The organism is Cellulomonas sp. CW35, from assembly GCF_052378485.1.
GTDB classification, from domain to species: domain Bacteria; phylum Actinomycetota; class Actinomycetes; order Actinomycetales; family Cellulomonadaceae; genus Cellulomonas; species Cellulomonas uda.
In genome coordinates this window covers 1,944,813-1,970,880 of the sequence record NZ_CP199000.1, presented here as the reverse complement: position 1 = coordinate 1,970,880, position 26,068 = coordinate 1,944,813, and the positions used below count along the sequence as shown (strand labels likewise).

Annotated in this window: 19 protein-coding genes and 1 tRNA gene; 5 read left to right on the top strand and 15 right to left on the bottom strand. The window is 70.5% G+C overall.

What is annotated here, in order from left to right; genetic code table 11:
• Positions 1-33: 33 nt before the first annotated feature.
• From ACT17Q_RS09045 to ACT17Q_RS08995, 11 genes are all read right to left on the bottom strand, one after another.
• Complete coding sequence (locus tag ACT17Q_RS09045; protein WP_444661986.1) at positions 34-1,284, bottom strand: Wadjet anti-phage system protein JetD domain-containing protein; 1,251 nt, start codon at positions 1,282-1,284, stop codon at positions 34-36.
• Entirely contained in the window at positions 1,281-4,655 is a 3,375-nt protein-coding gene (locus ACT17Q_RS09040; protein WP_444661984.1) for an ATP-binding protein, read from the bottom strand. Before ACT17Q_RS09040 ends, ACT17Q_RS09045 begins: the two co-directional genes overlap by 4 nt.
• Entirely contained in the window at positions 4,652-5,368 is a 717-nt protein-coding gene (locus ACT17Q_RS09035) for a DUF4194 domain-containing protein (protein ID WP_444661982.1), read from the bottom strand. Before ACT17Q_RS09035 ends, ACT17Q_RS09040 begins: the two co-directional genes overlap by 4 nt.
• Positions 5,361-6,863 (bottom strand): DUF3375 domain-containing protein, encoded by a 1,503-nt coding sequence (locus tag ACT17Q_RS09030; RefSeq protein ID WP_444661980.1) that lies wholly within the window; start codon positions 6,861-6,863, stop codon positions 5,361-5,363. The genes ACT17Q_RS09035 and ACT17Q_RS09030 overlap by 8 nt, the downstream gene beginning before the upstream one ends.
• Before the next feature lie 155 nt (positions 6,864-7,018).
• Positions 7,019-8,230 (bottom strand): outer membrane protein assembly factor BamB family protein, encoded by a 1,212-nt coding sequence (locus ACT17Q_RS09025; RefSeq protein WP_444661978.1) that lies wholly within the window; start codon positions 8,228-8,230, stop codon positions 7,019-7,021.
• Positions 8,155-8,700 (bottom strand): outer membrane protein assembly factor BamB family protein, encoded by a 546-nt coding sequence (locus tag ACT17Q_RS09020; protein WP_444661976.1) that lies wholly within the window; start codon positions 8,698-8,700, stop codon positions 8,155-8,157. Before ACT17Q_RS09020 ends, ACT17Q_RS09025 begins: the two co-directional genes overlap by 76 nt.
• Before the next feature lie 343 nt (positions 8,701-9,043).
• Positions 9,044-11,086, bottom strand: coding sequence for a right-handed parallel beta-helix repeat-containing protein (locus ACT17Q_RS09015; RefSeq protein WP_444661974.1), 2,043 nt, complete (start codon positions 11,084-11,086; stop codon positions 9,044-9,046).
• Between the two features lie 56 nt (positions 11,087-11,142).
• Positions 11,143-11,676, bottom strand: a complete 534-nt coding sequence (locus ACT17Q_RS09010; RefSeq protein ID WP_232514648.1) for a DUF624 domain-containing protein — start codon at positions 11,674-11,676, stop codon at positions 11,143-11,145.
• A 184-nt stretch (positions 11,677-11,860) separates the two neighbouring features.
• Entirely contained in the window at positions 11,861-12,823 is a 963-nt protein-coding gene (locus tag ACT17Q_RS09005) for a carbohydrate ABC transporter permease (protein ID WP_094179921.1), read from the bottom strand.
• Positions 12,824-12,832: 9 nt separating this feature from the next.
• A complete protein-coding gene (locus ACT17Q_RS09000) occupies positions 12,833-13,885 on the bottom strand; it encodes an ABC transporter permease (protein WP_444661971.1) in 1,053 nt (350 codons plus the stop codon).
• A gap of 92 nt (positions 13,886-13,977) precedes the next feature.
• A complete protein-coding gene (locus ACT17Q_RS08995; RefSeq protein ID WP_444661969.1) occupies positions 13,978-15,645 on the bottom strand; it encodes an extracellular solute-binding protein in 1,668 nt (555 codons plus the stop codon).
• Positions 15,646-16,182: 537 nt separating this feature from the next.
• Here ACT17Q_RS08995 and ACT17Q_RS08990 point away from each other — a divergent pair.
• The 3 genes from ACT17Q_RS08990 to ACT17Q_RS08980 all read left to right on the top strand — a co-directional run bounded on the left by ACT17Q_RS08990 (position 16,183) and on the right by ACT17Q_RS08980 (position 20,448).
• Entirely contained in the window at positions 16,183-17,184 is a 1,002-nt protein-coding gene (locus ACT17Q_RS08990; RefSeq protein ID WP_444661967.1) for a LacI family DNA-binding transcriptional regulator, read from the top strand.
• A 64-nt stretch (positions 17,185-17,248) separates the two neighbouring features.
• Positions 17,249-18,820, top strand: a complete 1,572-nt coding sequence (locus tag ACT17Q_RS08985; protein WP_444661965.1) for an alpha-N-arabinofuranosidase — start codon at positions 17,249-17,251, stop codon at positions 18,818-18,820.
• The gene (locus tag ACT17Q_RS08980) at positions 18,820-20,448 is read left to right on the top strand and encodes a glycoside hydrolase family 43 protein (protein ID WP_444661963.1); all 1,629 of its coding nucleotides are present in this window, start codon (positions 18,820-18,822) and stop codon (positions 20,446-20,448) included. The genes ACT17Q_RS08985 and ACT17Q_RS08980 overlap by 1 nt, the downstream gene beginning before the upstream one ends.
• A gap of 149 nt (positions 20,449-20,597) precedes the next feature.
• Here the strand turns inward: ACT17Q_RS08980 and ACT17Q_RS08975 are convergent, their stop codons facing one another.
• The 3 genes from ACT17Q_RS08975 to ACT17Q_RS08965 all read right to left on the bottom strand — a co-directional run bounded on the left by ACT17Q_RS08975 (position 20,598) and on the right by ACT17Q_RS08965 (position 22,651).
• Positions 20,598-21,713, bottom strand: a complete 1,116-nt coding sequence (locus tag ACT17Q_RS08975; RefSeq protein WP_444661961.1) for an SPFH domain-containing protein — start codon at positions 21,711-21,713, stop codon at positions 20,598-20,600.
• 11 nt (positions 21,714-21,724) lie between these two features.
• A complete protein-coding gene (locus tag ACT17Q_RS08970) occupies positions 21,725-22,321 on the bottom strand; it encodes a hypothetical protein (RefSeq protein WP_444661959.1) in 597 nt (198 codons plus the stop codon).
• Between the two features lie 247 nt (positions 22,322-22,568).
• Positions 22,569-22,651, bottom strand: a tRNA-Leu gene (locus ACT17Q_RS08965).
• A gap of 185 nt (positions 22,652-22,836) precedes the next feature.
• Between ACT17Q_RS08965 and ACT17Q_RS08960 the strand changes: the two genes are divergently transcribed.
• A complete protein-coding gene (locus ACT17Q_RS08960; protein ID WP_094179926.1) occupies positions 22,837-24,048 on the top strand; it encodes an AI-2E family transporter in 1,212 nt (403 codons plus the stop codon).
• Between the two features lie 6 nt (positions 24,049-24,054).
• On the opposite strand, the gene ACT17Q_RS08955 is transcribed toward ACT17Q_RS08960, so the two are convergent.
• Positions 24,055-24,810 carry a fructosamine kinase family protein gene (locus ACT17Q_RS08955; RefSeq protein WP_232514649.1) on the bottom strand — a complete coding sequence of 252 codons (756 nt, stop codon included), beginning with the start codon at positions 24,808-24,810 and terminating at the stop codon, positions 24,055-24,057.
• Between the two features lie 111 nt (positions 24,811-24,921).
• Here ACT17Q_RS08955 and ald point away from each other — a divergent pair, with 111 nt between their 5' ends.
• Positions 24,922-26,037, top strand: coding sequence for an alanine dehydrogenase (gene ald / locus ACT17Q_RS08950; protein WP_094182134.1), 1,116 nt, complete (start codon positions 24,922-24,924; stop codon positions 26,035-26,037).
• Positions 26,038-26,068: the final 31 nt, after the last annotated feature.

The following is a 26,068-nucleotide window of genomic DNA, read 5'->3' as shown; positions in this document are numbered from 1 at the left end:
CCCGATCCGCCCGGTGCGCCCCTGTTTCCCCTCTCAGTGAACGGCGGTCTCGTCGTCCGGACGCGCGACGCACCTCACGAGGGCGTCGACGACGTCCTCGATGGGGATCCGCTCCTGCTCGATCCGTCGTACGTCGGCGGGGCCCGATGTGGCGATCTGCGAGTAGGCGGCGCTCTCGGCGCCAGTGAGTTCGCGGAGCGGAGTCGAGGACGGCCGCAGCAGGCGGCCTCGGCGGTCTCTCGCGACGCCGAGCGACCGATACCGCTCGAGCGCGACCGCGTCCATCAAGAGTGAGACGACGTCGTGCGCGGAACCGGCCGTGGGCGAAGCCTCGCGCAGCGCGGCGCGGAGGGAGTCCAGGATCGCGAAGCCGTCCGCGTCGATGTCTCCCCAGTACACGACCTTCTCGGCCGACCGGACCCAGGGGATCTCGGCGATCAGCGTGGCAGCAGCGCGGCCGCCGCCCTCGACGACGACAGCCTCGTCGAACGGCGGAAGCCGAAGCCGGCAGTCGCGGTTCTCGACCACCAGCACGACCCGCGGCTCGTACGGCAGGGTGTGGCAGTCGCCCGCCGTCCAGGCGTCGTGCCGTCGGCCGCCGGTGGCGAGGTAGCCGGGGTCCACGTACGTGAGATGAGCGACGGGTGGCCTGTGCATGGTCTCGGTGAGGACGTCGCGACCGGTGAGCAGCAGCAGCCGCCGTGCATGCTGGTCCACCCACTTCGCATGTGCTCCCGGGATCGGCAGCGACCGTGGTGTGTGCTCGGACAGGTCTGGATGCTCGGCGAGCCACGCCACCGCATCGAGCGCCACACGCGCGTCGTCATCGTCCAGCCCCACCAGCGAGCGAAGCGCCGATGCGTTCGCGGACCCGCCACGTTCGGTCAGGTCGAGAAGGAGCCGACGCGCACGAGCGGCGTCGAGCGCGGAGTCGTCCTTTCCGCCGTGCGATCCCAAGAAAGCGTCGAGCGCCTGAGTGCCTTCGACACGGAGCAAGGCAGGGAGAGGCGTCAGCACGCCCTGCAGCGGGACGGGGGCCCGGATCACGCTGACCCCTGACGGCGCCGTGCGCTCCAGGTCTCGCCACTGGTCGTGCCACGTCCGACGGCGCTCGGCCGGCACGCGGAGGTGGTCGGCGCCGCTCCGCTCCCCGGGACGCAACGCCACCTCGACGACCCACGGCTCGTGCGAGAGGTGCTCGCTGACGAGGGCGTCCGCCCAGGCCGCGCGCCATCTGCGAGCCATCGTGGCAGCAGCCTCGGATACGTCGAGGAGTCGGCTCATGCGGAGCCTTGGTCAGCGACGCCGGCGACGGGCTTCGCGCGTGAGCGCCCTGCAGCGTCCTTGAGGACGATGTACTGGAGATCGACATGGGGCTCGATCGCGCTGACCTTGTCGTTCGGCGCCCCGACCACGAGCTGGAACCCGAGGCCGCGCCACGCGCCGATCGCGCGACCGGTGAACCGCGCGTCGGCCTTGATGAGCGCCTCATCGAGGAACACCGGCGCGTACCGCGGGCGCTCCGCGCCTGCGTCTCCGAGCTGGTACCGCAGCGCGGCGCCGACGATGAAGGCCACGAGCTCCTGCGACTCGCCTCCCGACTTCTCACCGATGTGGTCGTACAACGCGACGTGCGCGCCCGCGAGGTCGACCTTCTCGGCGGACAGGCGGACGTGTCTGCGGACGTCGACGAGGTCGACGTAGTCGGGTGAGTGGCGGCGGATGCGGTCGATGAGCCGCGACATGCGGAAGTACCGCCGCTCGCGCTCGGCATCGTTCGCCTCGGTCGCGAGGAGCTCACGCAGGTCGCGGAGCTCCTTGCGGAAGCGAGCGACGACCGTCGACTGGGTGTCTCTGGCGTCGATGCGTAGACGGTGGTGGTCGTCCGCGAACGGTAGTTCGGCGAGGATCTCGTTGACGGGCCGGATTCGGTCCTTGATCTCTCTGACCGAGCGTGCCAGTGCGCTGTGCAGGTCCGTGAGGTCGTTGCCGGACAGCCGCAGCAGGCTCTTGCGCCACTCGGACTCGAGCTCGTGGAGGGCGTTCGTCTCGAGCTCGATCAGGATCCGCTCGAAGTCGATGTACGAACCCTCGGGGTCGGTCCCCAGGTTCGGGTCGGGCCACCGCTCGACGAAGGTCTCGAACGTCCGGCGCAGTGCGTCTCGCTGCGTGCTGATCGCCTGCTGCGCCGCGTGCCGGTCCGCGAGAAGGAGCGCCCCCGCCCTCGCGATGACGTCGTCGAACGCGCGCAGTGCCCGCTCGTCGTCGGGCGCTGTGGACCCCGAGATGGCGCTCGTCTGCTCTGCGAGAAGGCCCTCGAGGTATGCCCCTTGCGGCTCGGAGACGACGACGCCGGCAGACTCGGCAGCGTCGAGAGCACCTTGGGCTGCGTCGACCTCCTCGCTCGTGCCGGTCCACCGCACCTGCAGCTCGGCCGCCAGCCCCTTCGAGCGGCCGAGCTCCTCGGTGAGCGCCATGATCGTGGTGTCCAGCTCGCCGGCTCGGCGCTGCAGGCGCGTGACCTCGGGGTTGCCCGACGTGACCTCGTCGATCATCGCAGCCCACCGATCACGAGACTGCTCGACCGCTGCGACGTCGACCTGCGGCCAGGTCAGCTCGGTGACCGTCTCGTATGCCCGACGTGCCGCCTCGTATCCGTCCAGCGCATCGGCTGCCGTCGCGGCCCGTTGGTCGGCGGCGTCGAGGCGCTCCTGGGCGCGTTCGATGCGGCGGTCCAGATCCGCGAGGCGGCGGGTATTCGTGAAGCCAAGGATGTTCGCCCGACCCTGACCGCCGTGTGCTCCACGCATGCCTTGCGAGACCTGGCCGGAGCGGGTGAGGGCCTGCGGATGCTGAGCCAGCTCCGCAGTGGTGTCGACGCACACGAAGTCGAACCGCCGAACGAGCTCGCTCCGCAGCCATCCCGTGAACGGCGTCCTCCGGTAGTCGAGCCGGCCCGGCAGGGTGCGGGAGTCGACCGCGACGTCGTCGCGGACTCCGGTCTGAACACCCTGGAAGGAGATGCGATGCGTCGTGCGGACGGAGTCGATCGACGCTCTGAACGCCCGCACGTTGGCCGAGTCGACGAGCATGACCGTCGCGAAGCTGCCGAGCGCCAGGTTGAACGCGTCGCGCCAAGGCTCGTGCTCGGTGCGGACCTCGACGAGCTCGGCGACGAAGGGCAGGTCGTCGATCGACAGCCCGGCGGCCTCGGCCAGAGCCGCTCGCGCTCGGTGCAGGTCGGTCGGGATGTTGTCCCGACGCGCGGCAGTTGCGGCGCGCTCACCGCGCAGGTCGGCGAGGTCGGCGACGGCCTCCCTCTTCTCCGACATCGCGTCGAACAGGGCCTGCCGGGCGGCAGCCTTCGCGTCGGAGTCGCGCAGCGCGTCGTGCGCCTGCGCGACGAGCGCGGCGTGCTCGGCCTCGGTGGTCACCGACGCGCCGGGCAGGGCCGCGAGCGCCTCGTCGAGCCGGGCGCGGGCGCGCTCGACGGTCGCAAGGCGCTGCTCGGCGGCCGCGAGCTCGCGCTGCGCGGTCGCGAGGCGGTCGCCGCCCGAGGTCCACAGCGTCTCCTTGACGGCGTCGAGCTCCGCGCGTGCGGCGGCGATGCGGGCCTCGGTCTCCGCGACCAGGTCGCGTGCGCGGTGGTGGCGGTGCTGCAGGTCGGCCTCGGTTGCGCGCAGCAGGTCGAGGCGGTGCGCGTGCTTCCACAGCGCGGCGGGGGAGGTGCCGTCGTCGAACGTGCCGATCTCGTCGATGACGCGCAACCGGGCCGCGGCCTCGTCGATGTCCGCGCGGTAGGCGCGGATCGGCTCGAGCGCCTTGACCTGCTGGCGCGCGGTGATCATCTGGTCGCGCGTGCCGGTGAGCTTGTCGAACTGCTCGACGACCGCGTCGGCCGTCGCGAACGTGTCGGGCTCCTCGAGGACCATCGCCTTGTACAGCGCGTCGACGGTCGTGATCTGCTGGCCTGCCTGGATGCGGCCGAGCAGCGCGACGGCCTTGTGCCCGTCGCCCGCTGCACCGATGCCGAGCGTCGAGTGCAGGCGCGCGGTGAACTCGCGGTCCGTGTCGTAGACCGACAGCCCGGCCTCGGTCAGCGCCGGGCGGGAGAACCGCGTGGCCGCGGCGCGCTCCAGGTCACGCAGGTCGAGCTCGCCGTCACGCGTCGCACGCACCGCTGCGACGTCCTCGAGCGTGCGCGCGGCCGACGGCACGTACCAGGCGCGCACGGCGGTGAACTGCGTGCCCGACTGGTCGGCCCACGTCATCGCGATCGCGGACCACGTGTCCCGGCCGTCACCGCGCAGCACGCGCTGGCGCGTGCCGTCCTCGGTGCGCGACTCGTCGAGCTTGCCGCGCGCGTAGGACAGGATGTTGCGCTGGTCCTTGCCACGCGGACGCCCGACGACCCCGCCGTTGGACGCGCCGTTGAACGGGGTCGTGTGCGGCATGAGGAGCGCGATGTACGCGTCCATGAGCGTGGACTTGCCCGAGCCGGAGCCGCCCGACAGCAGCGTCGCCGTGGCGGCGAGACGCACGCGGTGGTGGCCGTCGTAGCCGCCCCAGTTGACGAGCTGCAGGTCGCGCGCGACCCACTGCTGTCCCGTGGACGCGGCCGGGATCAGGCCGAACAGGGTGTCGACCATCGTCATCGCGCGGCCTCCTCGGTCTCGTCGTCGCCGGTCTCGTCGGACGGGGTCCCGACGACGCCCGCACGGCCCTCGGCGCGCTCGCGCAGCCAGTCGCGCAGCTCGGCCAGACGCTCGTTGCTGAGCACCACCTCGACCAGCGCCGTCACCCGGAACCGACCCTCGGACTCCTCGTCGATGATCCCGTCCTTGGCGAGGCGCGCGACGGCCGCGCGGATCTCGCGCTGGTGCGTCGCGACGTTCGTGTCGTCGGGGTCGAAGTACGTCAGCGCGGTCGCCTCGATCTCCTCGACGTCGACGCGCACCGACGTCTCGCCCGCGCCGCGCTCCCGCTGGAACACGGTCCGCAGGTGCACCAGCACGAGGGTCTCGGCGCGCGAGTACGGCTCGTCGCGCAGCAGCACGGGCACGTCGAGCTCCGCTGAGCGCACCTGCCGCTTGTACGCGACGCCGCGCTCGTGGTCGACGACGAGGTGCACGAACAGGTCGTGCAGGCGCGACTCGATCACCTGCTGGTTCTCCAGCAGCGTGCGCCACTGCGCGCGGTTGCGGTCCGCGACGAGGAAGCGGCGCTGCAGCAGCCGGACGAGCACGCGGCGCACGTCCGCGTCGAGCGCGCCGGTGTCGCCCGCGAACAGCTCCGCCGGGTCGTCCTCCATCGCGACGGGGGAGATGAACCCGGCCTCGTCGGCGGTGGCGGTCGTCGTGTCAGTCATCGTCGTCCTTCGTGCGGGTGGTTCCCGTGCTCGTGCCCGTGCTCGTGGTGACCGCGCCGAACGCCAGGCGGCGGCGTGTGCCGTCGGGCCGGACCGCGTCGACGAACGCGAGCCGGTCCGTCTCGGTCATGCCGTGGGTGTGCGCGAGCTCGAGCAGCCCGAGCAGGTCGACAGGGCGGCGCAGCTCGTCGGGCGCGGCGTCGAACACGGCAGCGACGTCCACGTCGTCGTCCGACGAGGCCGCGAACGCCGCCAGGTGCGCATCGAGCTCCGCGTAGTGCGGGCCGCCCCACGCGCGCGCGTCGTCGGCCGGGACACCGCCGTCCTCGTCATCCCAGTCCGTCAGCGGGTCCGGGGGCTCGGGGGAGCGCAGGTCGCCGACGGTCTGCCGCAGGTGCTCGACGTCCGCGACGGGCAGCCGCCGCACGGGCGGCACGGACTCGAACCGGCGCGCGTCCGGCATCCACGCCTGCATCCCCGTCATCACGTCGCGCAGCAGGGCGTCGACCTGGCGGTCGCGCAGCGGGTCGTGGTTGCGCACCTGAGCGGTGATCACGTACGACGCCTCGCGCTGCGCCGCGAACACCTGCTCCAGGCCCGCCTCGATGCGGCGCACCACGTCCCGCAGGTCGCCGCGCTGCTGCGCGTCGAGCCGCCGCGCGAAGCGGTGGCGCAGCACCACGTCGAGGTTGCTCGCGAGGTCGTCGAGCCGCTGCGGGTCACCGATGAGCCGCAGCGCACCGGCGAACGCGCGGCCCTCGACCGTCGACTCCATGACGTGCTCGCCGCGCTGCAGGTACTCGCGCAGCACGTCACCCGTCGGGCGCGCGTCCTGCCGTAGCGCGGTGACCACGTCGCGCTGCATCGCCTTGATCGACTCCGCGACGCGCGCGAAGTCCGCCGGCAGCTCGCGCATGAGGTGCACGACGTTCTCGGCCTGCTCGAGCAGCTCCTCGTCGTCGACCTCGTCGACCACGCCCGTGCGCTGCACGCGCTCCAGCTCCGTCTGCAACGCCTTGATCTGCGCGTCCAGCCGCGCGACGCGCACCATCGCGTCCGGGTCCGCGTCCTGCGCGAGCCGCTCGACCGCGTCCAGCAGCGTCCGCACGCGCGACTGCGACACGCGCGCCCGTGCACCGCCCGCGCGGCCCGCGACCTCGAGCGCCCCGACAGCGTGCGCCGACAGGCGGTAGACCTCGACGTCGTCGTCCAGCACCTGCCGCACCAGCCAGCCCGCATCCGCCCACTGCCGGCACAGGTCACGCGCCGTCCCGGTGGGCAGGTCGTCCCCGAACCCCGCCGAGCGGAGCTGGTCGAGCGCGTCGCCGACCTCGGTGTGAGCGTCTGCCACGGGGACCGTGGGGCGCTCGGCGGTGAACACGAGCGACAGCAGCGAGACGACGAGAGGCGCGTGCCGCTTGTGCAGGAGGTCCAGCATCGGGTTCTGGAAGGCCCGGACGGCGCCCAGGTACGCCGCTTCGGCACGAGTGATCATCGCGGGACACCTTAGGCGGCGCGGCCTGCGGCACTCCGTAGGCTCTCGCGGGCGAGTTGCCCGGCTCGTCGGGCGCGGCGCGGGGAGTGCCGGCGGCAGCGGTGCGCCCGCAGCCGCCTGGCCTTCCTCGGGCGAGCCGGGACACCCTGGACCGGTCAGGCGCGCCTGACGCAGGTCGTCTTCGTCCAGGCCGACCAGTTTCCCGCACGGTCGGCTGCGCGCACCGAGATACACACCCTGTTGGACCGCGCCACCGAGAACGTCCGGGTCTTCTTGCTGGTGGGAGACAGCACCTTCCATGCCGACAGCGGCTGGCCCACCCGCGACCGGGCGACGCGGACCTGGAACGACTTGACGCCGGTACCTCGGTCCGTCGCCGCCCAGCGCGCCTCGGTCTCGGGGCCGCGGATGACGGAGGTGGGGAACGAGGCGCGAGGGACGGGTGCGGTTCCGTCGTACGTGAATCGCACCCTGGCAGCCCCCGCCGTCGCGTAAGCGAGCCGGACCTCAAGGCTGTGCGGCCCGTCGGGCAGTCCGCGCGGCGACCATGGCGACGTGCACGACTTCTCAACCCCATCGACGCTGCAGACGAACTGAGGGTGGGGCTCGCTCGACGTGAACCGGTACAGCGCGTCACGGTTCACGATCGCGCCGCTCGCGGCTCCAGTGATCGTCACTGCAGGGTCGCTCACGGGTCGGAACACCGTGAGCGTCGAGCCTGCCGGGACAGCAAGGATGCCGTCGCCCTGAGCCATGCCGAGGCGCGGGGGTGCGGCCCACTCCGCGATGAACCGCATCGTGCTGGGCGCCTTTCCCCGCCAGACCAGCGCGCCCGTGCGCACATCGCGCATGTCAACCTTCCCGTCACGACGCCCCTCGAGCACGTAGCCGTTCACAACGAGCGGTGGGGTCACGTGGTCGGTACCGGGTGCCTGCCACAGCGGCTCGCCAGACCTTGCGTCGCGCACTGTAAGCAGCCCGCCCGCGACCGTGACCATGTGGGTCTGGTCGAACGCGGGCGTGGTCCAGGCATGGTACGTCGCGATCTCGAGCTCGGAACCGGTTGCTGCGTCCAGGATGCTCGGCCAGGCGGTGACGTCGAGGTCCCGGACGTACACGCGGCCGTCGTGCAGGACAGGGGTCGTGCCACCGCCGCCGGTGCACTTGCCCGAGTGCACCCAGGTGACGGAGCCGTCGAACGCCAGCTTGTAGGTGACCTTGCATGCGGAGGACACGTAGATGCCCTCGTCGTCGAGCGCAGGTGCGCTCGAGCCCCCGACGTCGACCGCCGTCATCCAGATGATGCGGCCGGTGTCCTGATCGACCGCGTACATGATCCCGCCGCTGCCGGTGCCGACGACGTACACGACGCCGTCGCGTGCCGCGGGTCGAAGACGTGCTGGAAGGGCAGCTCGACGTTCCACTGCAGGGCGCCCGTTCTCGCGTCGAGCGCCATCATCCCGCCACGGTCGTTCGTCACGAAGATGCGTCCGGCGTCGTATGAGAACGAACTCGCTCCGCCGGTGACCCCGCCGACGAGCTGTGGGCCCCACACCACGTGCCCGTCGGATGCCGAGAGGGCCGTGACGCTGCGCCCCCGCTCGTACTTGTCGTCAGACATCGCGAACACGAGACCGTCCGCTACCAGGGGGTAGGCCACCTCGCCGATGAGCTGCACGGACCAGGCTTGGGAGAGCGGTCCGCGGAACGCAGGGTCCTGCGAGTGCCCGTCGTGCCGAGCGTTCTGCTGGAAGGTCACGGCGGGGTACGAGTCCGGTGCGGGGGGTGCCTCGGCCCCGGCGCTCGTCGAGGGGGCGGTCCCGAGGATGAGCACCATCACAGCAGTCGCCCCCACCGCACGTGCGTGCCTCAGCATCAATCCTCCAGCGTGGTGGTCGTGGGCGAACAGTACGCCGGCCGGGGGCCGGCGCCGTGGGACCGAGCGGGGCGTGGGGCGCAGTCACCGGATCGGTGTAAGCGGTGGGCTCGTGCGTTCCGGTGCGGTTCAGTCTCGCCACGGGCACCTCCCTGGACCGCAGGGTGCGTGCGGCTACCACGCGCCGGGATCATTCGTGGCACACGCCCCGGCCGGTGGACGAGGCGCCAAGCGGCATCAGGTGCGACTGCAGCGGAGCGTGCGTGAGCCGGCGCGTTCGTCGAGGGCAAGACGTGCGGTCACGTCACGTCGTCGAGGGTCGACCAGCCGGGCCAGGTGCGTGGAGAGTCCGGGGCGCGCTTGCCGAGACGGCGAACGGGCCGGGCACGACCTTGTCCCGGGGGATCCCGAAGACGTCGATGCTCAGGTCCAGGTCGGACCCGTCGGGGTTCGTCCAGGGCATCTCGGCCTGGTAGCTCGTCCCGAGGCGCGCGGTCGTCACCGGATCGACGACGTCGAGCTCGCCCGCGAAGCTGACGTCGACGCGGACGGTGCCGGCCTCGGCGTCGACCACCTCGACGCGCACGGGTGACGCGCCGACCACGAGTGCGGTGTCCTCCGCGCGGAACGGCTCGGCACCCTCCGCGTAGAGGTTGCCCTCGACCGACACCGGGAGCCGTGGACCGGCCAGGTCGCTGCCCGGCTCGTTCGGGTACTCCTGCGGCGTCGGGTACGCGTCGTACTGCGACGTGCCCACGGGGGTCGGGGTGAACGTCGCCTGACCGGGCACGCCGTCCATGTCGATCGCGCCGGACCAGAAGCTGGCGAGCGCGGGCTCGTCGTGCGCGTCCTCGTCGGACCCGGTCCCGCCGTCGCCGACGAAGACGTTGTTGTAGAACCGGTCGTCGCCGCCGAGGATGTTCGAGACGCCGAACACGGCCGTGGCGTGCGGGACGTGGTACGGCGTGTACCGCTGGTGCTCCGTGCAGTTCGCGATGCGGCCTGCGACGTAGTTGTGCACGTACGCGCCGCCGGAGGACATGTCCTTGACCGCCCACGGCGACAGGAAGAGGTTCGAGTCGACGAGGTACGGGCCGTGGCAGACCTCGACCATGAAGTCCTCGGCGGTGGACGCGTAGAACACGTTGCGCCGCACCAGCGTGCCCTGGGCCTGCCAGTCGAGCCACAGCGCGCGGTGCGTGTGGTGGATCGTGTTCCCGCTGATCACGGTGTCGATGGCGGCGTGCAGCTTGATCCCGGCCACCTCGGCGCCGTGCCACTGCCGCTTCACGTGGATGCGGAAGATGTGGTTGTCCTCGATCGTCGAGAACGCCGCGCCCAGGTGCCCGACGACGCCGGCCTGCTCGCAGTCGCGGATCGTGTTGCGCCGTACGGTGTGCGAGCCGACGTGGTCCCGGTGCCACGGGTGCGGTTCGCCGGCGGCCGGTCCGCCCAGGACGAGCGCGCGCTGGATCACCTCGCGCTCGCGCTGCGTCCCGCCCTTGGCGCCGTCGGGCCCCGCGGCTGCCTCGTTCTGCCCGGTGCTGGCCTCCTTGCCGAGCGAGACGCCGACGTTCTTCGAGTCGGTGATCGTGTTGTCCTCGATCACCCAGCCCGTCGACCAGTGCGGGCCGATCAGACCCTCCTGCAGGGCGGTGGGCGGTGCCCACTGGGTGGCGGCCTTCGTCAGCGTGAAACCGCGGACGGTGATGTGGTCGACGCCCGTCGCCTCGGGCCAGAAGACGAAGGTGCGCGCGTTGATCTCGATCTCGTGCTCGGCGGGGTCCACCCCGCCGAAGTTCGCCCAGATCGTCGTGACGTCGTCGCCCACCTCGCAGTACCAGGTCAGCAGAGAGCCCTGCGGGTCGAACGAGTCGGGGGTGACCTCGGGGTGCTCGACGCCGCCGAGCGTCAGCGACTCGTACATCGACCTGCCGTCGAGGTAGACCTCGCCGGTGTGCCAGGTGTTGACCCGATCGAAGAACCAGTCGCCGCCGATGCGCTCCGCGTACGGGTTGCGTGCGCCGAACAGCGCGTTCGGCACCCGCGCGACCCAGACGCGGCCCTCGGCGCCCGGGTGGGGGCGCCAGTCCGTGACCACCTCGGCCCCCGAGATCGTGACGGGCTCGAACCGTCCGTCCGGGCCCACCGCCGCCTGGTACGTGATCGGCGCGTCGGCCGTCCCGCCGCGCGGGGGGTTCACCCACTCCCGGTACACGCCGGCGTGCACGGTGACGGCATCGCCCGGCAGGGCGGCCTGGGCCGCCCGGTTGATGGTCCGGAACGGGGCCTCGGCCGAGCCGTCAGCGCGGTCGGAACCGGTGACGGCGACGTGCAGGATGGTCACGACAACGCCTTTCGTCGATCACTGGGTCGTGCGGTGGTGGGGGAGAAGCAGAGGTGTCAGGCCTCCACGTCCGCCGGCTCGGGTCTCACGTACCCCCGGTCCACGAAGAACCGCTCGAGCAGGTAGCACCACCACACGAGGATCAGGCCGGGCACCACGAACACCGCGGGCATGAAGTTCCAGATGGCGACGCACCCGACGAACACGGCGATCGCGAGCAGGAACGTCAGGCTGGGTGTCGTCAGCCCCAACGTGAGCCCGTTGCGTACCTGACGCCAGGTGGGGTTGGTGAAGCGGGCGACGAGCGGGAGGCACCAGAACAGCAGGAGGACCAGGAAGAGGCCGATGACGAGCAGCGGCACCAGCACCTCGGCCAGCCCGAGGGTGGGCAGGTAGGAGAGCGTGAGGAGGCCGATCGCCGCGACCGCGACGGCCATCAGGCCGACGACCGTCGCCTGCGCCCAGCTCTGCCGCCAGGCCTTGGTGGCGACTGCCCAGGGCCCGGCGTCCTTGCCCAGGACGTACCTGCGGCACAACTCGTACGCGACGACGGTCCCCGCGCCCGCCGTCACGACGAGCCCGAGGCTCACGAGCCAGAGCAGGCTGATCAGGATGATGGAGCCGAGCGAGTCGAGGATGCGCCACAGCAGCGACGCGGGGTTGAAACGAAAGATGGTCGGGGCCTCTCGGTGCGCGGACGTGACGGGGTCGAGGACTCTCGAGGACTCTCGAGGACGCGGTCGGCCTCCCGCGGTGCGCGGGAGGCCGACGCCGTCAGCCCTTCACCGAGCCGATCATGAGACCGGACACGAAGTGCTTCTGCAGGAACGGGTAGACCAGCAGGATCGGCACGGCCGCCACCATGGTGATCGCCGACCGTAGCGCGATCGGCGTCGTGAGCTGCCCGCCCGCTCCCACCGACGCCGCGTTCGCCGCGCTGTTCCCGGAGTTGGCACCCGCGTTCATCGAGCTCGCCAGCAGCTTCTGCAGCTCGTACTGCAGGGTGGTCAGCGCCGGGTCGCCGGAGTTGTACAGCAGGGTGTCCAGCCACGCGTTCCAGCTGCCGACGGCCACGAACAGACCCACCACGGCCAGCACGGGCTTGCACAGCGGCATGATGATCTGCCACCACGTGCGGAACTCGCCCGCGCCGTCGATCCGTGCCGACTCGGTGATCTCCTCGGGGATCGACTTCATGTACGTGCGCAGGATGATCAGGTTGAACGCGCTGATGATCGTCGGCACCCAGTAGGCCTGGAAGCTGTTCAGCATGCCCAGGTCCTTGATGAGCAGGTAGTTGGGGATCAGGCCGGCGTCGAAGTACAGCGTCAGCACGAAGATCAGCGTGATCGGGCGGCGGAAGATGAACTCCTTGCGGCTGAGCGCGTAGGCGAGCATCGAGGTGAACAGCAGGTTCGTCGCGACCACCACGACCGTCTTCAGGACGCTCATGATGAACGCCTGGTAGATCGAGTCCATGTTGAGCACGACCTCGTAGTTCTTCAGCGAGAAGACACGGGGCCAGATGCCGATCCCGCCGCGGACGGCGTCCATGCCGTCGTTCAGCGAGATGGCGAGCGTGTTCAGAAGCGGGTAGAGCATGAGTGCCCCGAGGAGCACGAGGAAGCTCGTGTTGAGCGTCGTGAAGATGATCCGCTCGGTGGTCCACTTGTGGCGCCGTCGCCTGGGGCTGGCGGCGCCCCGCTCCAGGGACTTCGGGGCAAGGGTGCTTGACATGAAGTCCTCCTAGACCAGCGTCTCTTGGTTGAGGCGCTTGGCCGCCATGTTCGCCGAGCCGACCAGGATGATCGCGACGACCGTCTTGAAGATGCCCGCGACCACGGCGAGGCTGTAGTTGCCCAGCTGGTAGCCGTACCTCAGCACGAAGACGTCGATGGTCTCGGCCGTCTCGGAGATCAGACCGTTGCCGAGGAAGTACGGCAGCTCGAAGTTGGTGGACAGGATCCAGCCGCTGTTGATGATGAGAAGCACGACGATCGTGGGCCGGATCCCCGGGAGCGTGATGTTCCACATCTTGCGGTAACGCCCCGCTCCGTCGACCTCGGCGGCCTCGTACAGGCTCGGGTCGATGGCGGTGATCGCGGCCAGGTACAGGATCGTGTTCCAGCCCAGCTCCTTCCACAGGCTCGTCCCTGCGACGATCCCCCAGAAGTGGTTCGGCTCGGTGAGGAACAGGATCGGTTCCTGCACGATGCCCAGGTTCATGAGGCCCTGGTTGATGAACCCGCCCGACGAGGGCAGCGAGAGCGCCACGGACGCGAGGCTCGCCACGATGACCCAGCTGAGGAAGTGGGGCATGTAGGTGATGTTCTGCATGATCCGCTTGAACGGGGCGTTCTTGACCTCGTTCAGCAGCAGCGCCAGGACGATGGCCCCCAGGGTCCCGACCACCAGGGTCAGGACGGACTGTCCCAGCGTGTTGACGACGACCCGGCGGAACCGTTCACCGTTGACGCCGGTGAACAGGTCGACGAAGTTCTCGAAGCCGACCCACTCCTGGTTCCAGATGTTGCCGCGACCCGGCTTGTAGTCCTGGAAGGCGATCGCCCAGCCGTAGACCGGGACGTACTTGAACAGGATCTGGTACATCAGCAGCGGGACGGCCATCAGCAGAAGGACCCGCTGCGCCTTGATCCTGTCCCAGGTGATCTTGCGCTTGGGCTCCTTCGCCGGTCGCGTCCGGGCCATGCGGCGCGGAGCGCGCGAGCTGCTCGCGGGCTCCGGGGCCGGCTCGGGCCCGGAGGCGGTCACCAGGTTCTTCACCGGTGCGTCCGTCATCTGTCCAACCTCGTCGTCAGAAGCAGTGGGTGGCCGTCGGGAGCGGTCGTGGTGGGGGGTCGAGACCCCCCACCACGACGACTCACGGACTGTTACCAGTTGGCGAGGCGCTCCTGGATGCCGGCGTTGATCGCGTCCTCGTAGACCTTGACGTCGATCTTCTTGATGGTGTCGACGTAGGCGTTCCAGCTCGCCTCGAAGTCGGCCGGGTCACCGGCGATGATCTTCGGCAGGTTCTGCACGTTGGCGTCGGTCAGCTGCTGGTTGACCTGGTTGGCGTCGTCGGAGAGCGTGATGTTCCACGCCGGGTAGTACTTGGGGTTCTCCGGCTGCGGGTTCATGAACTCGAGCCAGGTCTTCTTGCCGTACTGCTCCATGACGTTGCGGTCGTAGTCGGTCAGCGTCGCGAAGAACTCGGCGGGCTGGTCGTCGGGGCTGTAGGCGTTGCCGTCGGAGAACTGGCCGTTGTGCTTCGGCAGCACGTCGAGCAGCGCCTCGAGGCGGTTGGACGCACGCCAGGTGAGGTCACGGGCGTTGGCCCGCTGCTCGTCCGTGCGGGTGAACATGCCGTCGTCGCCCACCTGGTAGTCCTCGCCCTCGATGCCCCAGGAGAGCACCTTCTGCCAGGGCTCGCTGAGCATGAGGTCGAGGAACTTCATCGCCTTCTCCGGCTGCTTGCTGGAGACGGAGATGCCGAAGCCCTGGTTGGTGTTCATGACCGGGCGGTCGGCGTACCACGGCTCAGCGCCGTCGTAGACGGGCATGAGCGGCACGTAGGTGTACTGGTCCTTGCCGGCGCTGCGCAGCGAGTCGGTCGCGGTCTGGAAGTCCCAGCCCTGGTCGTGCATGCCGAGGACGGCGCCCGTGGCCAGCTTGGCGACGTACTGGTCGAACGTCAGCGTGAAGGACTCGCGGTCGACGAGACCCGCGGCGTACTGCTCGTTGAGGACCTTGTAGAAGTCCTTCGCGATGTCCTTGTCGGCGTAGATCTGCGCGTTGTTGCTGTCGTCGACGATGACGCCACCGTTGTTCGGGGAGCCCGCGAGCAGCGCCGGCGGGTTCGTCATGCCCCACTCACGGCCGGTCGACGCCAGGACCTCGAAGCCGACCGTCGGAGCGCCCTCGGTCTCGGGGTTCTTCTCCTTGTAGTCCGCGATGAGCTGGAAGTAGCGCTCGAGCGTCATGTTGCTCAGGTCGGGCCAGCCGGCGTCCTCGAGGACGCGCTTCTGGATCCAGAACGCGGGACCGTAGTAGGTGCCGCCCGTGACCTCGCCGTAGAAGCGGTTGTAGTTCGGGAAGATGTACAGGCCCGGGTCCACCTCTTCGCCCGAGTAGCTCATCTTCTTGATGTCGTCCTCGACGTGCGTGGCGAGGTTCGGGTAGTCGCCCGTGGCGAGCATGTCGTCGAGACGCAGGAGGGCGCCGCCCTCGAGGAGACGCATCTTGAGGTCCGTGGTCCCGACGAGGTCGGGATACTGACCGCCGGCGAGCATGACGCCGATCTTCTGGTCCACGTTGTCCGGAGTCACGATCTCGTACTCCAGGGTGACCCCGAGCTGGTCCTTGAGCAGCTTGGTGATCTTGTTGTCGGCGGCCGGCGCCTGCGAGGCCGTCGTGATCCAGGTCGTGAGCGTCGTCGGGTTGCTGGGGGTCAGCGTCCCCGACTTGTCCGCGAGATCACCCTCGGGGATGACGACGGGCTTGGAGGGGCCGTCGTCGGGGTCGCTGTCCGAGGTACATGCGACAAGCCCCGCGGACATGGCTGCCACCAGGACAAGAGCTGACAACTTCGTTCTTGCGGTACGCACCGAGGTCTCTCCCTTGAGAACTGTTCCGGTCGACCTTGACTGGAACTCGTGCCTGTCGGACGCGCGGTGGGGCTTCGCGTCCTCATCCCGGCGGGATTTTAGCGTTAAAGTAGAGAGGCCACCGGGCCCAGTCAAGACCCCGCATGTTTCGAAATGATCACGGCAACCTCCCGGTGCGGTCGTCCGGGCCGGGAACGCCCCGGTTCGCGCCACTCCTGCCCCCGGTGTCACGCCGCTCAGTAGGGCCGTGACCTGCGAGAATGCATCACAGTCCGCGTGTGCGGCGAGAGTGCCGAGCTCCCGTCCGCGGTGCCCGCGGCGTGGACGCGGCGGGACGACACGCCGGGTGGGTGTTCGAAACTATCGACGCGGGCCTTGCGGTCCCGCGTTGTATCGATATATTGAGCGCGCTCCGGCGATGTGGCCGGGCTGCGGGCCCGACGTGCGAACGCCGGACGAGCAGGGGTGTCGCGGGAAGGAGAGATCCACATGGTGCGGATGGCGGACGTGGCCCGCGCGGCCGGTGTCTCGGTCATGACCGTGTCGAACGTCCTCAACGAGCGCCTCCCGGTCGGCGAGTCGACGCGCGCCCGCGTGATGGCGGCCGTCGAGGATCTCGGGTACGAGGTCAACCTGACCGCGCGGCACCTGCGCGCCGGACGGACCGACACCGTCGCGTTCGTCGTGCCGAGCTTCCACGACTACTTCGGGGAGCTCGCCGACCAGGTCGCCCCGCTGGTCGAGGCGGAGGGACGCCACCTCGTGCTCGAGCGGACCAGCGCCAACGCGGAGCAGGAGATGGAGGCGCTGAGCGTCTCGCGCCTGCAGATCTACGACGGCGTCCTGCTGTCCGTCGCCGGTGTCGACCCGGAGCGGCTGGGGCGGGTCCGCACCCCCAAGCCGATCGTGCTGCTCGGTGAGCGCGACGTCCCCGACCACCTCGACCACGTGCGTCTGGCGAACGAGTCGGGCGCTCTCCTGGCCACGGCGCACATGATCGAGCACGGGTCGCGCCGCATCGTCGCGCTCGGGTGCTCGACCGACGCGGCGCACACGATGACCACGGACCGTCGTCTCGGGTGGGAGCGCGCGCACCAGGATGCCGGGCTCGCTGCCGACCCGGCCTACGTCGTGCCCGTCAGCGACTACACGTCCCGTGGTGGTCGCGACGCGATGCTCGAGGTCATCGCGTCCGGGCTGCCCTTCGACGGGGTCTTCGCCGTCACCGACATCGTGGCCCTCGGGGCGTTGTCCGCCCTGGCGGACCACGGGCTGCGCGTCCCCGTCGACGTGCAGCTCGCCGGCTTCGACAACCTCGACATGTCGAGCTTCGTGCCTCCCGGCATCACGTCGGTGGACGCCAACCACGAGGGTGTGGCCGAGGCGGCCGTCCGGCTGCTGCACCGCCGGATGTCGGGCTGGACCGGCCCTGCCGAGCACGTCGTCGCACCCGTGCGCCTCGTGGTGCGTGGATCCACGCGCGGCGCCTGACCACACGCCCACCATCCGTTCTGCGCGTCACCCAGTCGCTACCCGGTCAAAGGAGACCAACCCCGTGAGCACCTCCGTGCCTCCGCCTGCCTCCGCGGCAAGCCCCGAGACGACGACCACCACGACGGCGGTCATCGACCTCGACCTTCCCGGCCCGCGCATCTCGCGTCACGTGTACGGGCACTTCGCCGAGCACCTGGGCCGGTGCATCTACGGCGGGTTCTGGGTCGGTGAGGACTCGGACGTGCCGAACGTGCGGGGTATCCGCTCCGACGTGGTGGACGCGCTGCGTGCGCTGCAGATCCCGAACCTGCGCTGGCCGGGCGGGTGCTTCGCCGACGACTACCACTGGCGTGACGGGATCGGTCCGCGCGACCAGCGGCCCCGCATGGTCAACTCCCACTGGGGTGACGTGGTCGAGGACAACTCGTTCGGCACGCACGAGTTCATGGACCTGTGCGAGCTGCTCGGTGCCGAGCCGTACGTGAGCGGGAACGTCGGGTCCGGCAGCGTGGCGGAGATGTCGGACTGGGTCGAGTACCTGACCCGCGCGGACGACTCGCCGATGGCCGCGCTGCGCCGGGCGAACGGGCGCGACGAGCCGTGGCGCGTCCCGTTCTGGGGTCTGGGGAACGAGGCGTGGGGCTGCGGCGGCAACCTGCGGGCCGAGCAGTTCGCGTCGCTCGCGCGCCAGTACGCGACGTACTCACGCAACCACGGCGGCAACATCCTGTACCGGATCGCCGCCGGCGCGGACTCGGGAGACCTGCACTGGACCGAGGCGCTCATGCGCTCGTTCGACGACCTCGCCGCCGACCCGGCCGCGCCCGCCGGTCCGTTCCAGGCCGTCTCGCTGCACTACTACACGATGTCGGGCTCGTGGGGCGACAAGGGCGACGCCACGGGCTTCAGCACCGACGAGTGGTACACGACGATGGCCAGGGCGCACCGCATGGAGGAGCTGCTCACCCGCCACTCGACGGTGATGGACCGGTACGACCCGCACCGCAAGGTGGGCCTCGTCGTCGACGAGTGGGGTACCTGGTGGAACGTCGAGAAGGGCACCAACCCCGGGTTCCTGTACCAGCAGAACACGCTGCGCGACGCGCTCGTCGCGTCCGTGCACTTCGACGCGTTCCACCGGCACGCCGAGCGGGTCGTGATGGCCAACATCGCGCAGACGGTCAACGTGCTGCAGGCGATGATCCTGACCGACCCCGACACGGGCGCCCTGGTGCTCACCCCGACGTACCACGTCTTCGCGATGAACGCGGGGCACCACGACGCCGCCGCGCTCGCCGTGCACCTGCGCGACGTCACGACCCGGACCGTCGACGGGACCGAGCTGCCGCTGGTCTCGGCGTCCGCGTCGGTCAAGGGCGACACCGCGTTGGTCTCGTTGTCGAACCTCGACACCGACACCGGCCGCACCGTCGTGCTCGACCTGCGCGGTCGCGACGTCGTCGGGCACGAGGCGCAGGTGCTCACCGCGTCCGCCCTGGACGCGCACAACACCCCCGAGCGGCCCGACACCGTCGCGCCGACGACGCACGGCGGCGTGTGGCCCCACCCGCGCGGGCTCGAGGTCGACCTGCCCGCCCATTCCTACGTGACCGTCAGTCTGGCCCTGCGCTGATGGGGCGTGGCGGCCGGGCGACCACCGTCGCCGACCCCGTCATCTTCGCGGACGTCCCCGACCCGGACGTCGTGTTCGACGGTCGGCACTACTACATGGTCAGCACGACGATGTACTTCGCGCCGAGCGTGCCGATCATGCGCTCGAGCGACCTGGTGCACTGGTCGATCGTCGGCTACACCGGGCCGATTCTCGACGACACGGACGCGCTCGCCCTGCGCGACGGGCGCAGCGCCTACGGGCGGGGGAGCTGGGCCGCGAGCATCAGGTACCACGAGGGCATGTACTACGTCTCGGTCGGCAGCCTGACCACCGACAGGACGTACGTCTACGCGACGCCGAGCATCGAGAACGGGCCGTGGACGAGGTCGGTCCTCGACGGCTACGCCCACGACCAGTCACTCCTGTTCGACGACGAGGACGTCTACCTCGTGTACGGCGGGGGCGTGATCGACCTGCGCCGGCTCCGTCGGGACGACGACGGGACCTTCGCCTGGGACGGCCCGGCGACGCGGCTCGTCGAGGACGCCGATGTCGACCAGACCAGCGGGCTGAACGCCGAGGGCGCCCACGCCTACAAGATCGGCGACCACTACTACGTCTTCATGATCGAGTGGCCGACGGGCGGGATCCGCCAGGAGGTCGTGTGGCGGTCGACGTCGCTGACCCCGCAGTCCCAGGGCGGAGTCTGGGAGGGCCGGGTCGTGCTCAGCCAGGCGGTCCCGGTCGCGGGGCGCCCGGGCGACGGCGTCGCGCAGGGCGGCGTCGTCCAGGCGGCTGACGGGCAGTGGTACGCCATGCTCTTCCAGGACGAGGGGCCGCTCGGCCGCTGTCCGCAGCTCGCGCGCGTGACCTGGGACGACGGGTGGCCGAGCTACTCGCTCGACGCCCCGGTGATCGGAGCAGGTGCACCGCCTGCAGGTGCGACGGACCTCCTCGTCTCGGACGACTTCGACAACCACCCCGCCCCGGCGGGCTACTGGAGCACGACCAACGCCGCAACCTTGGTGTCCTCGGACGAGAACGCCTGGAACGGGTCGAGCCTCGGGCTGTCGTGGCAGTGGAACCACAACCCCGACAACCGGTTCTGGTCGCTCACCGACCGGCCCGGCCACCTGCGCCTGACCACCGGCAGCATCGCGTCGAGCATCCTCGACGCCCGCAACACGCTCACCCAGCGCACGTACGGGCCCGCGAGCGCCGCCGCGATCTCACTCGACGTGTCCGGCATGAAGGACGGCGACGTCGCCGGCCTGGCGGCGTACCAGCAGAAGTACGGCTACGTCGGCGTCGAGATGACCGACGGCGCCCGTCGGCTCGTGATGCGCCGCGCCGACCGGCAGGGGCACGTCGCCTTCACCAGTGCGCCCGTGCCCCTGACGGCCGAGACGGTCCTGCTCCGCGTGGACGTGGACTTCCGCGACGCCGCCGACCGCGCCACGTTCGCGTACTCGCTGGACGGCGCCACCTGGACGCCGATCGGCGACGACCTGGCGATGGAGTACAGCCTCGACCACTTCACCGGGTACCGGTTCGCGATCTTCTGCTACGCCACGGCCGAGACCGGTGGGCACGTGGACGTCGACTGGTTCCGCGCCGGTGACGCCACCGTCGGTACGAGGGCGTGAACCCGTTCCGATGTCCCGCCGAGGGTGGCCGCTTCGTCCGGTCCGTGGGAGGCGACGAGCACCGCGACCTGGACGAGATCGAGGCAACACGCAGTCCTCCCGGCACCACCCGCTGACGGACGCGACGGGGCGGTGCGCGGGATGACTCACTACAGCCCCATTGCCTCGCGCTTCTTTTGCTCGAACTGCTCCTCGGAGAGGATCCCCGCGTCCAGCAGGTCCTTGAGCTTCTTGACGGTCTCGATCTGCTCGTCGAGGGAAGCCGCTCGTCCCGGCGGTGTGGGCTGTTGGCTCAGCGCCTGGGCGACGTTGATCCCCAGGAGGGTGCCTCCACCGTCACCCAGCCCGTGGTCCCGGACGCCCTGCGCGACCTTCTGCTGTGCCGCGGTGTTCGCGGCCTGCTGCGAGAGTCCCTCGTACGCCTTCACGCTCAGCATGTCGGCCGAGAACTGCTTGACAAGCTCCCGTGACTCCGGCGTGAATTCGATGCTCTCGATGCCGACCTGCACGACGTCGAGCCCGAACCTTCTGATCCAGCTACCCAGCGCGGCCTCGTCGTCCGCGATCGCGTCCGAGATCTCCTGCGCGTGGGCCGGGAGCTCGGAGATCCGATAGGTCGACGACAGCGAGTTCACCGCAACGACGAACGCCTGGAGGAATTCCGACAGTATCTGCTGGCGGGCGGCTGGACTGTCGAACGTGTAGTAGCGGGTATTCGGCGGCAGGAAGTTGCGGACGAACGCGACGGGGTCGACCACCCGCAGGGAGAACGAGCCGTACGCCCGGATCTCCAGGTCGGCCCCGTAGTGCCGGTCGTGGTAGACCGTCGGCCCGCGAGTGCCGAACTTGATGCCACGCAGCTCACGCAGGTTGACGAAGGCGATCTCCTTCTGTTCGGAGGTCTGCCCTGCGTAGCTGAACCGGCTCGCGGCTTGCTTGAGGATCGAGGTCGCGACCGAGTCACCAGCCAGGACGCTGCTCTGGCCCGAGCGGTACTCGTAACCGCCCGGCTCCGTGATGACGTCCTCGATGCCGGACTGGCTGAACACGAAGGCGGCCGTGTTCTCGGGGACGAAGATCTTCGAACCGTTGGTGATGACGCCTGCGGTCCCGCGGACGTTGGAACCCCACGCGCCGTTCCCATGGCGGTGGATCCCGGGCCCGACCACGGTGTGCTCGGTGAACTGCCCGGCGGTGATGATGTCCTTCCACTGGTCGGCGAACGTCCCGCCCAGGGCACCTGTGAACGCCTGGATGACTCCCACTGCAACGTCTCCTATCGGTTTCCGGGCCTCTGGACCGTGTCGCAGTAGTCACACGTGGGTGGGTGACCGGCCGTGGCTGAGATCGACGCCCCGCACGCGTGGCATGTGCCGCCGACTACGACAGGAGCTGGTGGAGGGGGCGGGGTCGGCCGTCCGGAAAGGGCGCCCTTGAGCATGCCGATCGTCCCCCGGAGGGCGTCGGCGACGATCTCGGTACCCGGCAGTGCCGCGGTCGGGGCGTCCGCCGCAGCAACGACACGTCGGCCGGTGATGGCCTCATCGATCGCCGCCACCCAGGCGAGCACCTTCGGTTGACCGCCTGCGAAGCCGAACGACTCCTGACCGGTCAGGAAGTAGACGTCGAGCACGGGTGTCAGATTGCGGGTCCTGCCCAGGACGGCCTGAGCGTGCCCGTCGTGCACCTTCACCTGGCTGAGCGGAAAGACCATGACGTTCTTGGTCTGGCCGAGTATCCCCTTCTCGACCAACACGAGGTTGAGGTTGGTCAGGATCAGCTCGTCGCTGAACGTCGCGAACACGCCGCCATGCGAGACGCCCACGTCCTTCATCAGGAGGACCTCGTTCGGCTGCAGCACGTAGCTCGACACAGAACTCGATCTCCATTCGCTGGCGGGAGTACATCCTGCAGGGGGAGCGGCGTCGGCTCGTCTTGGCGCGCATGCGGCTCCACAGCCTCCGTGCCGAACGGATCGGCACGGCCATGCCCAGGCTTGAGAGCACCGGGTGCGCGGCCACTCGACTGAGCAGCACACTGAGGCACCGGGTGCCCGCACAACAGCGGCCCCGAACCGCATCGCTGCTGTTCGGGGCCGCTGTTGTCGCTGTCTCAACGAGTGTCCGGAGGGGGACTTGAACCCCCACGCCCTTTCGGGCACTAGCACCTCAAGCTAGCGCGTCTGCCATTCCGCCACCCGGACAGGTGGTCACTGCGGGATCCCGGAGGAGCCCCGCGGTGCGGCAGAAAACATAGCACGGTGCGTCGCCGGGACACGCATCGGCCCCGAGGGGCAGACTCGTCAGCACAGGACGAGAGATGGCGACACAGCACGAACCGGGCGGCGCCCCTGACAGGCGGCCCGAGGTGCGCGAGGAGGGGTGCCGGATGGCGGAGCCGGGCGTCGGGTCGCAGGGCGCTCGTCCCGCTCGACGGGTCGCCGGGTCGCCCCGCCGGACCCCCCCTCCGCTCGAGCCGGACGCGCCCCGCTGGCTGCGCTCGCTCGCGGGGGTGTCGTGGCGGCTGATCGTCGCGGTCATCGCGGTCGGGATGGTGTTCTACGCGACGTCGCAGGTGAAGCTCCTGTTCATCGCGGTGTTCCTGGCCCTGGTGTTCACCGCGGTGCTGCGTCCGCTCGTGGAGTGGTTCAGCAAGGTCATGCCGCGGTTCCTCGCGACCGCGCTCGCGATCATCTCCGGGGTGCTCTTCTTCGCCGGTCTGCTCACGTACGTGGGGTACTCGGTGGCGAACGAGTGGGAGGACCTGTCGAAGCAGTTCAGCGACGGCATCGACCAGATCATCGACTTCCTCGAGAGCGACACGCTGCCGTTCACGATCACGAGCGACCAGATCGCGGGGTGGATCAGCGACGGGCAGAAGTGGCTCCAGGACCACGCCACCGAGCTCGCGGGGCAGGCGGCGTCGCGTGCCGGGTCGGTCGTCGAGGTCTTCACGGCGCTGGCGCTCGCGATCTTCTGCACGGTGTTCTTCCTGGCGCGGGGCCAGGAGATGTGGACGTGGTTCCTCAACCAGCTCCCCGCGCGGTTCCGCGAGGGCTGGATCAAGGCCGGCGGCGCGGGGTGGTACACGTTCTCGGGGTACACGCGGGGCACGGTGATCATCGCCGTGACCGACGGGATGCTCGCGTTCGTCCTCCTGCTGATCCTCGGGGTGCCGCTCGCGGCACCGCTCGCGGTGCTCGTGTTCATCGGCGCGTTCATCCCGCTCGTCGGTGCGCCCGCTGCGATGGTCATCGCGATGATCGTCGCGCTCGCGGCCAACGGGTTCTGGTCGGCGGTGTTCGTCGGCATCGGGATCGCACTCATCGGACAGTTCGAGGGGCACGTGCTGCAGCCGCTCGTGATGGGCAAGCAGGTGTCGATCCACCCGGTCGTCGTCGCGCTCGCGGTCGCGGGCGGCACGCTCACCGCGGGGATCCTCGGCGCGGTGGTGAGCGTCCCGCTGGTCGCGGTCGCGTGGGCGGTGTTCTCCCGGCTGCGCACGCTCGACCCGCCCATGGAGGCCGACGAGGCCGACGACGAGGTGCGCCCGCAGTCCGACGTCCCGCTGGAGGTCGACGACGAGGCCGCGGCACGCTGAGCGCGCTCAGCGCACCAGGGGGTCGAGCAGCCGGGCCAGGTGGGAGACGTAGTGACCGCCGAACAGCAGCGCGTGCACGCCGACGGGGTAGAGCTGGTGAAGGCCGACGCGTCGCCGCCAGCCGGGCCGTAGCGGACGCTCGTCGTCGTACGCCGCGAGCACGTCGTCGAGGAACGGCAGGCCGAACAGCGCGAGCATCGCCAGGTCGGTCTCCCGGTGCCCGCCGTGCGCGGCGGGGTCGATGAGCGTCGCACCCTGCGCCGTCCACATGACGTTGCCCGCCCACAGGTCGCCGTGCAGCCGCGCGGGAGGCTCGCCGTCGTCCCAGCGGCCCGCCTCCGCGCGGTCGGCGACGCGCAGCAGGTCGTCGAGCACCTCGTCGGGCGCGAACCCGACGAGGTCGCGCGCGAGCGGACGCAGGCGGGCGTGCGCGAGGTGCTCGCCCCAGTGCTCGGCGGCCCCCGCCGGCATGGTCAGCGGCGCCTCGAGCGGACCGAACCACGTGTCGCCCGTCCACCCGTCGGGCGGGACCCCGAACGCGTCCGCGCCCGCGGCGTGCGTGCGTGCGAGCGAGCGCCCCAGGTCCACCGCGGCGGCGCGCGTCGGTGGCACTGCGGCGAGCTGCTCGAGGTCGAGGTGCTCGTCGCCGACGTCCAGGACGCGCACCACGCGCGCCCCGCCGGCGGCGCGCAGCCACTCGAGGCCCGCTGCCTCGCAGCGGAAGAAGCCGGGCGGTGCGCCGGCGCGCGTCTTGCGGAACACGTCGCCGATCCTCTCGCGTCTGCGGCCCGCACGGCGGATGCTGGGACCGGCAGGTCCGCGACCCGGCCCTCGCCACCGCCCCGGGCACCACCCTCGCCTGAAGGAGCCGACATGATCGTCGCCGTCCCCACCGAGACCAAGAACCGCGAGTACCGCGTGGCGCTGACGCCCGCGGGCGTGCACCACCTCGTGACCGACGGGCACCGGGTCCTCGTGCAGTCCGGCGCCGGTGTGGGCTCCGCGATCGGCGACGACGAGTACCGCGCCGCCGGTGCGGACGTCGTCGGCGACGCCGCGACGGTGTGGGGCGAGGCGGACCTCGTCTGCAAGGTCAAGGAGCCGACGCCGGCCGAGCTCGCGTTCCTGCGCGAGGACCTCGTGCTGTTCACCTACCTGCACCTGGCCGCCGACCGCCCCGCGACCGACGCGCTGCTCGCCGCGGGCACGACGGCGATCGCGTACGAGACCGTGCAGCTGCCCGACGGGTCGCTGCCGCTGCTGGCCCCCATGAGCGAGGTCGCCGGCCGGCTCGCGGCGCAGGTCGGCGCGTACCACCTCATGCGCAACGAGGGCGGGGCCGGTGTGCTGCTCGGCGGGGTGCCCGGGGTCGGCCCGGCACGCGTCGTCGTCCTCGGCGGCGGGACCGTCGGGTGGCACGCGGCGCAGATCGCGCTCGGCATGCGTGCCGACGTCACCGTGCTGGACCTGTCCGTGCCGCGGCTGCGGGAGATCGACGCCGCGAGCGCCGGCCGCATCCGCACCCTCGCGTCGAACCGGTGGGCGCTCGAGCGCGAGGTCGCCGACGCCGACCTCGTCATCGGTGCGGTGCTGGTGCCCGGGGCACGCGCGCCCCGCCTCGTGCCCGACGAGCTCGTGGCACGCATGCGCCCCGGCTCGGTGCTCGTCGACGTCGCGGTGGACCAGGGCGGGTGCTTCGAGTCCACGCACCCGACGACGCACGACGACCCGACCTACCTCGTCGAGGGCTGCGTGTTCTACTGCGTCGCCAACATGCCCGGTGCGGTGCCCGTGACCTCGACGCGCGCCCTGACCAACGTCACCCTGCCGTACGTGCACGCGATCGCCTCACGCGGCTGGCGCGCCGCGGTGGCCGACGACCCCGCGCTCGCCAGCGGGCTCACGACGCACGGCGGGCGCCTCGTCAACGCCGCGGTCGCCGCCGCCCACGGGTACCCCTCTGTCTCGGTCGCCGACGCGCTCGCCTGAGCCTCGTCGCCGGGCGGTGCCGTCACGTGCG

Excerpts from the sequence above, each read along its gene's own strand:
- ACT17Q_RS09040 (WP_444661984.1), bottom strand. The coding sequence starts at position 4,655 with ATGACGATGGTCGACACCCTGTTCGGCCTGATCCCGGCCGCGTCCACG.
- ACT17Q_RS08960 (WP_094179926.1), top strand. The coding sequence starts at position 22,837 with ATGGCGGAGCCGGGCGTCGGGTCGCAGGGCGCTCGTCCCGCTCGACGG.
- ACT17Q_RS08990 (WP_444661967.1), top strand. The coding sequence starts at position 16,183 with ATGGTGCGGATGGCGGACGTGGCCCGCGCGGCCGGTGTCTCGGTCATG.
- ACT17Q_RS08980 (WP_444661963.1), top strand. The coding sequence starts at position 18,820 with ATGGGGCGTGGCGGCCGGGCGACCACCGTCGCCGACCCCGTCATCTTC.
- ACT17Q_RS09035 (WP_444661982.1), bottom strand. The coding sequence starts at position 5,368 with ATGACTGACACGACGACCGCCACCGCCGACGAGGCCGGGTTCATCTCC.
- ACT17Q_RS09005 (WP_094179921.1), bottom strand. The coding sequence starts at position 12,823 with ATGTCAAGCACCCTTGCCCCGAAGTCCCTGGAGCGGGGCGCCGCCAGC.
- ACT17Q_RS09000 (WP_444661971.1), bottom strand. The coding sequence starts at position 13,885 with ATGACGGACGCACCGGTGAAGAACCTGGTGACCGCCTCCGGGCCCGAG.
- ACT17Q_RS09020 (WP_444661976.1), bottom strand. The coding sequence starts at position 8,700 with ATGGTGCTCATCCTCGGGACCGCCCCCTCGACGAGCGCCGGGGCCGAG.
- ACT17Q_RS08995 (WP_444661969.1), bottom strand. The coding sequence starts at position 15,645 with ATGTCCGCGGGGCTTGTCGCATGTACCTCGGACAGCGACCCCGACGAC.
- ACT17Q_RS09030 (WP_444661980.1), bottom strand. The coding sequence starts at position 6,863 with ATGATCACTCGTGCCGAAGCGGCGTACCTGGGCGCCGTCCGGGCCTTC.
- ald (WP_094182134.1), top strand. The coding sequence starts at position 24,922 with ATGATCGTCGCCGTCCCCACCGAGACCAAGAACCGCGAGTACCGCGTG.
- ACT17Q_RS09045 (WP_444661986.1), bottom strand. The coding sequence starts at position 1,284 with ATGAGCCGACTCCTCGACGTATCCGAGGCTGCTGCCACGATGGCTCGC.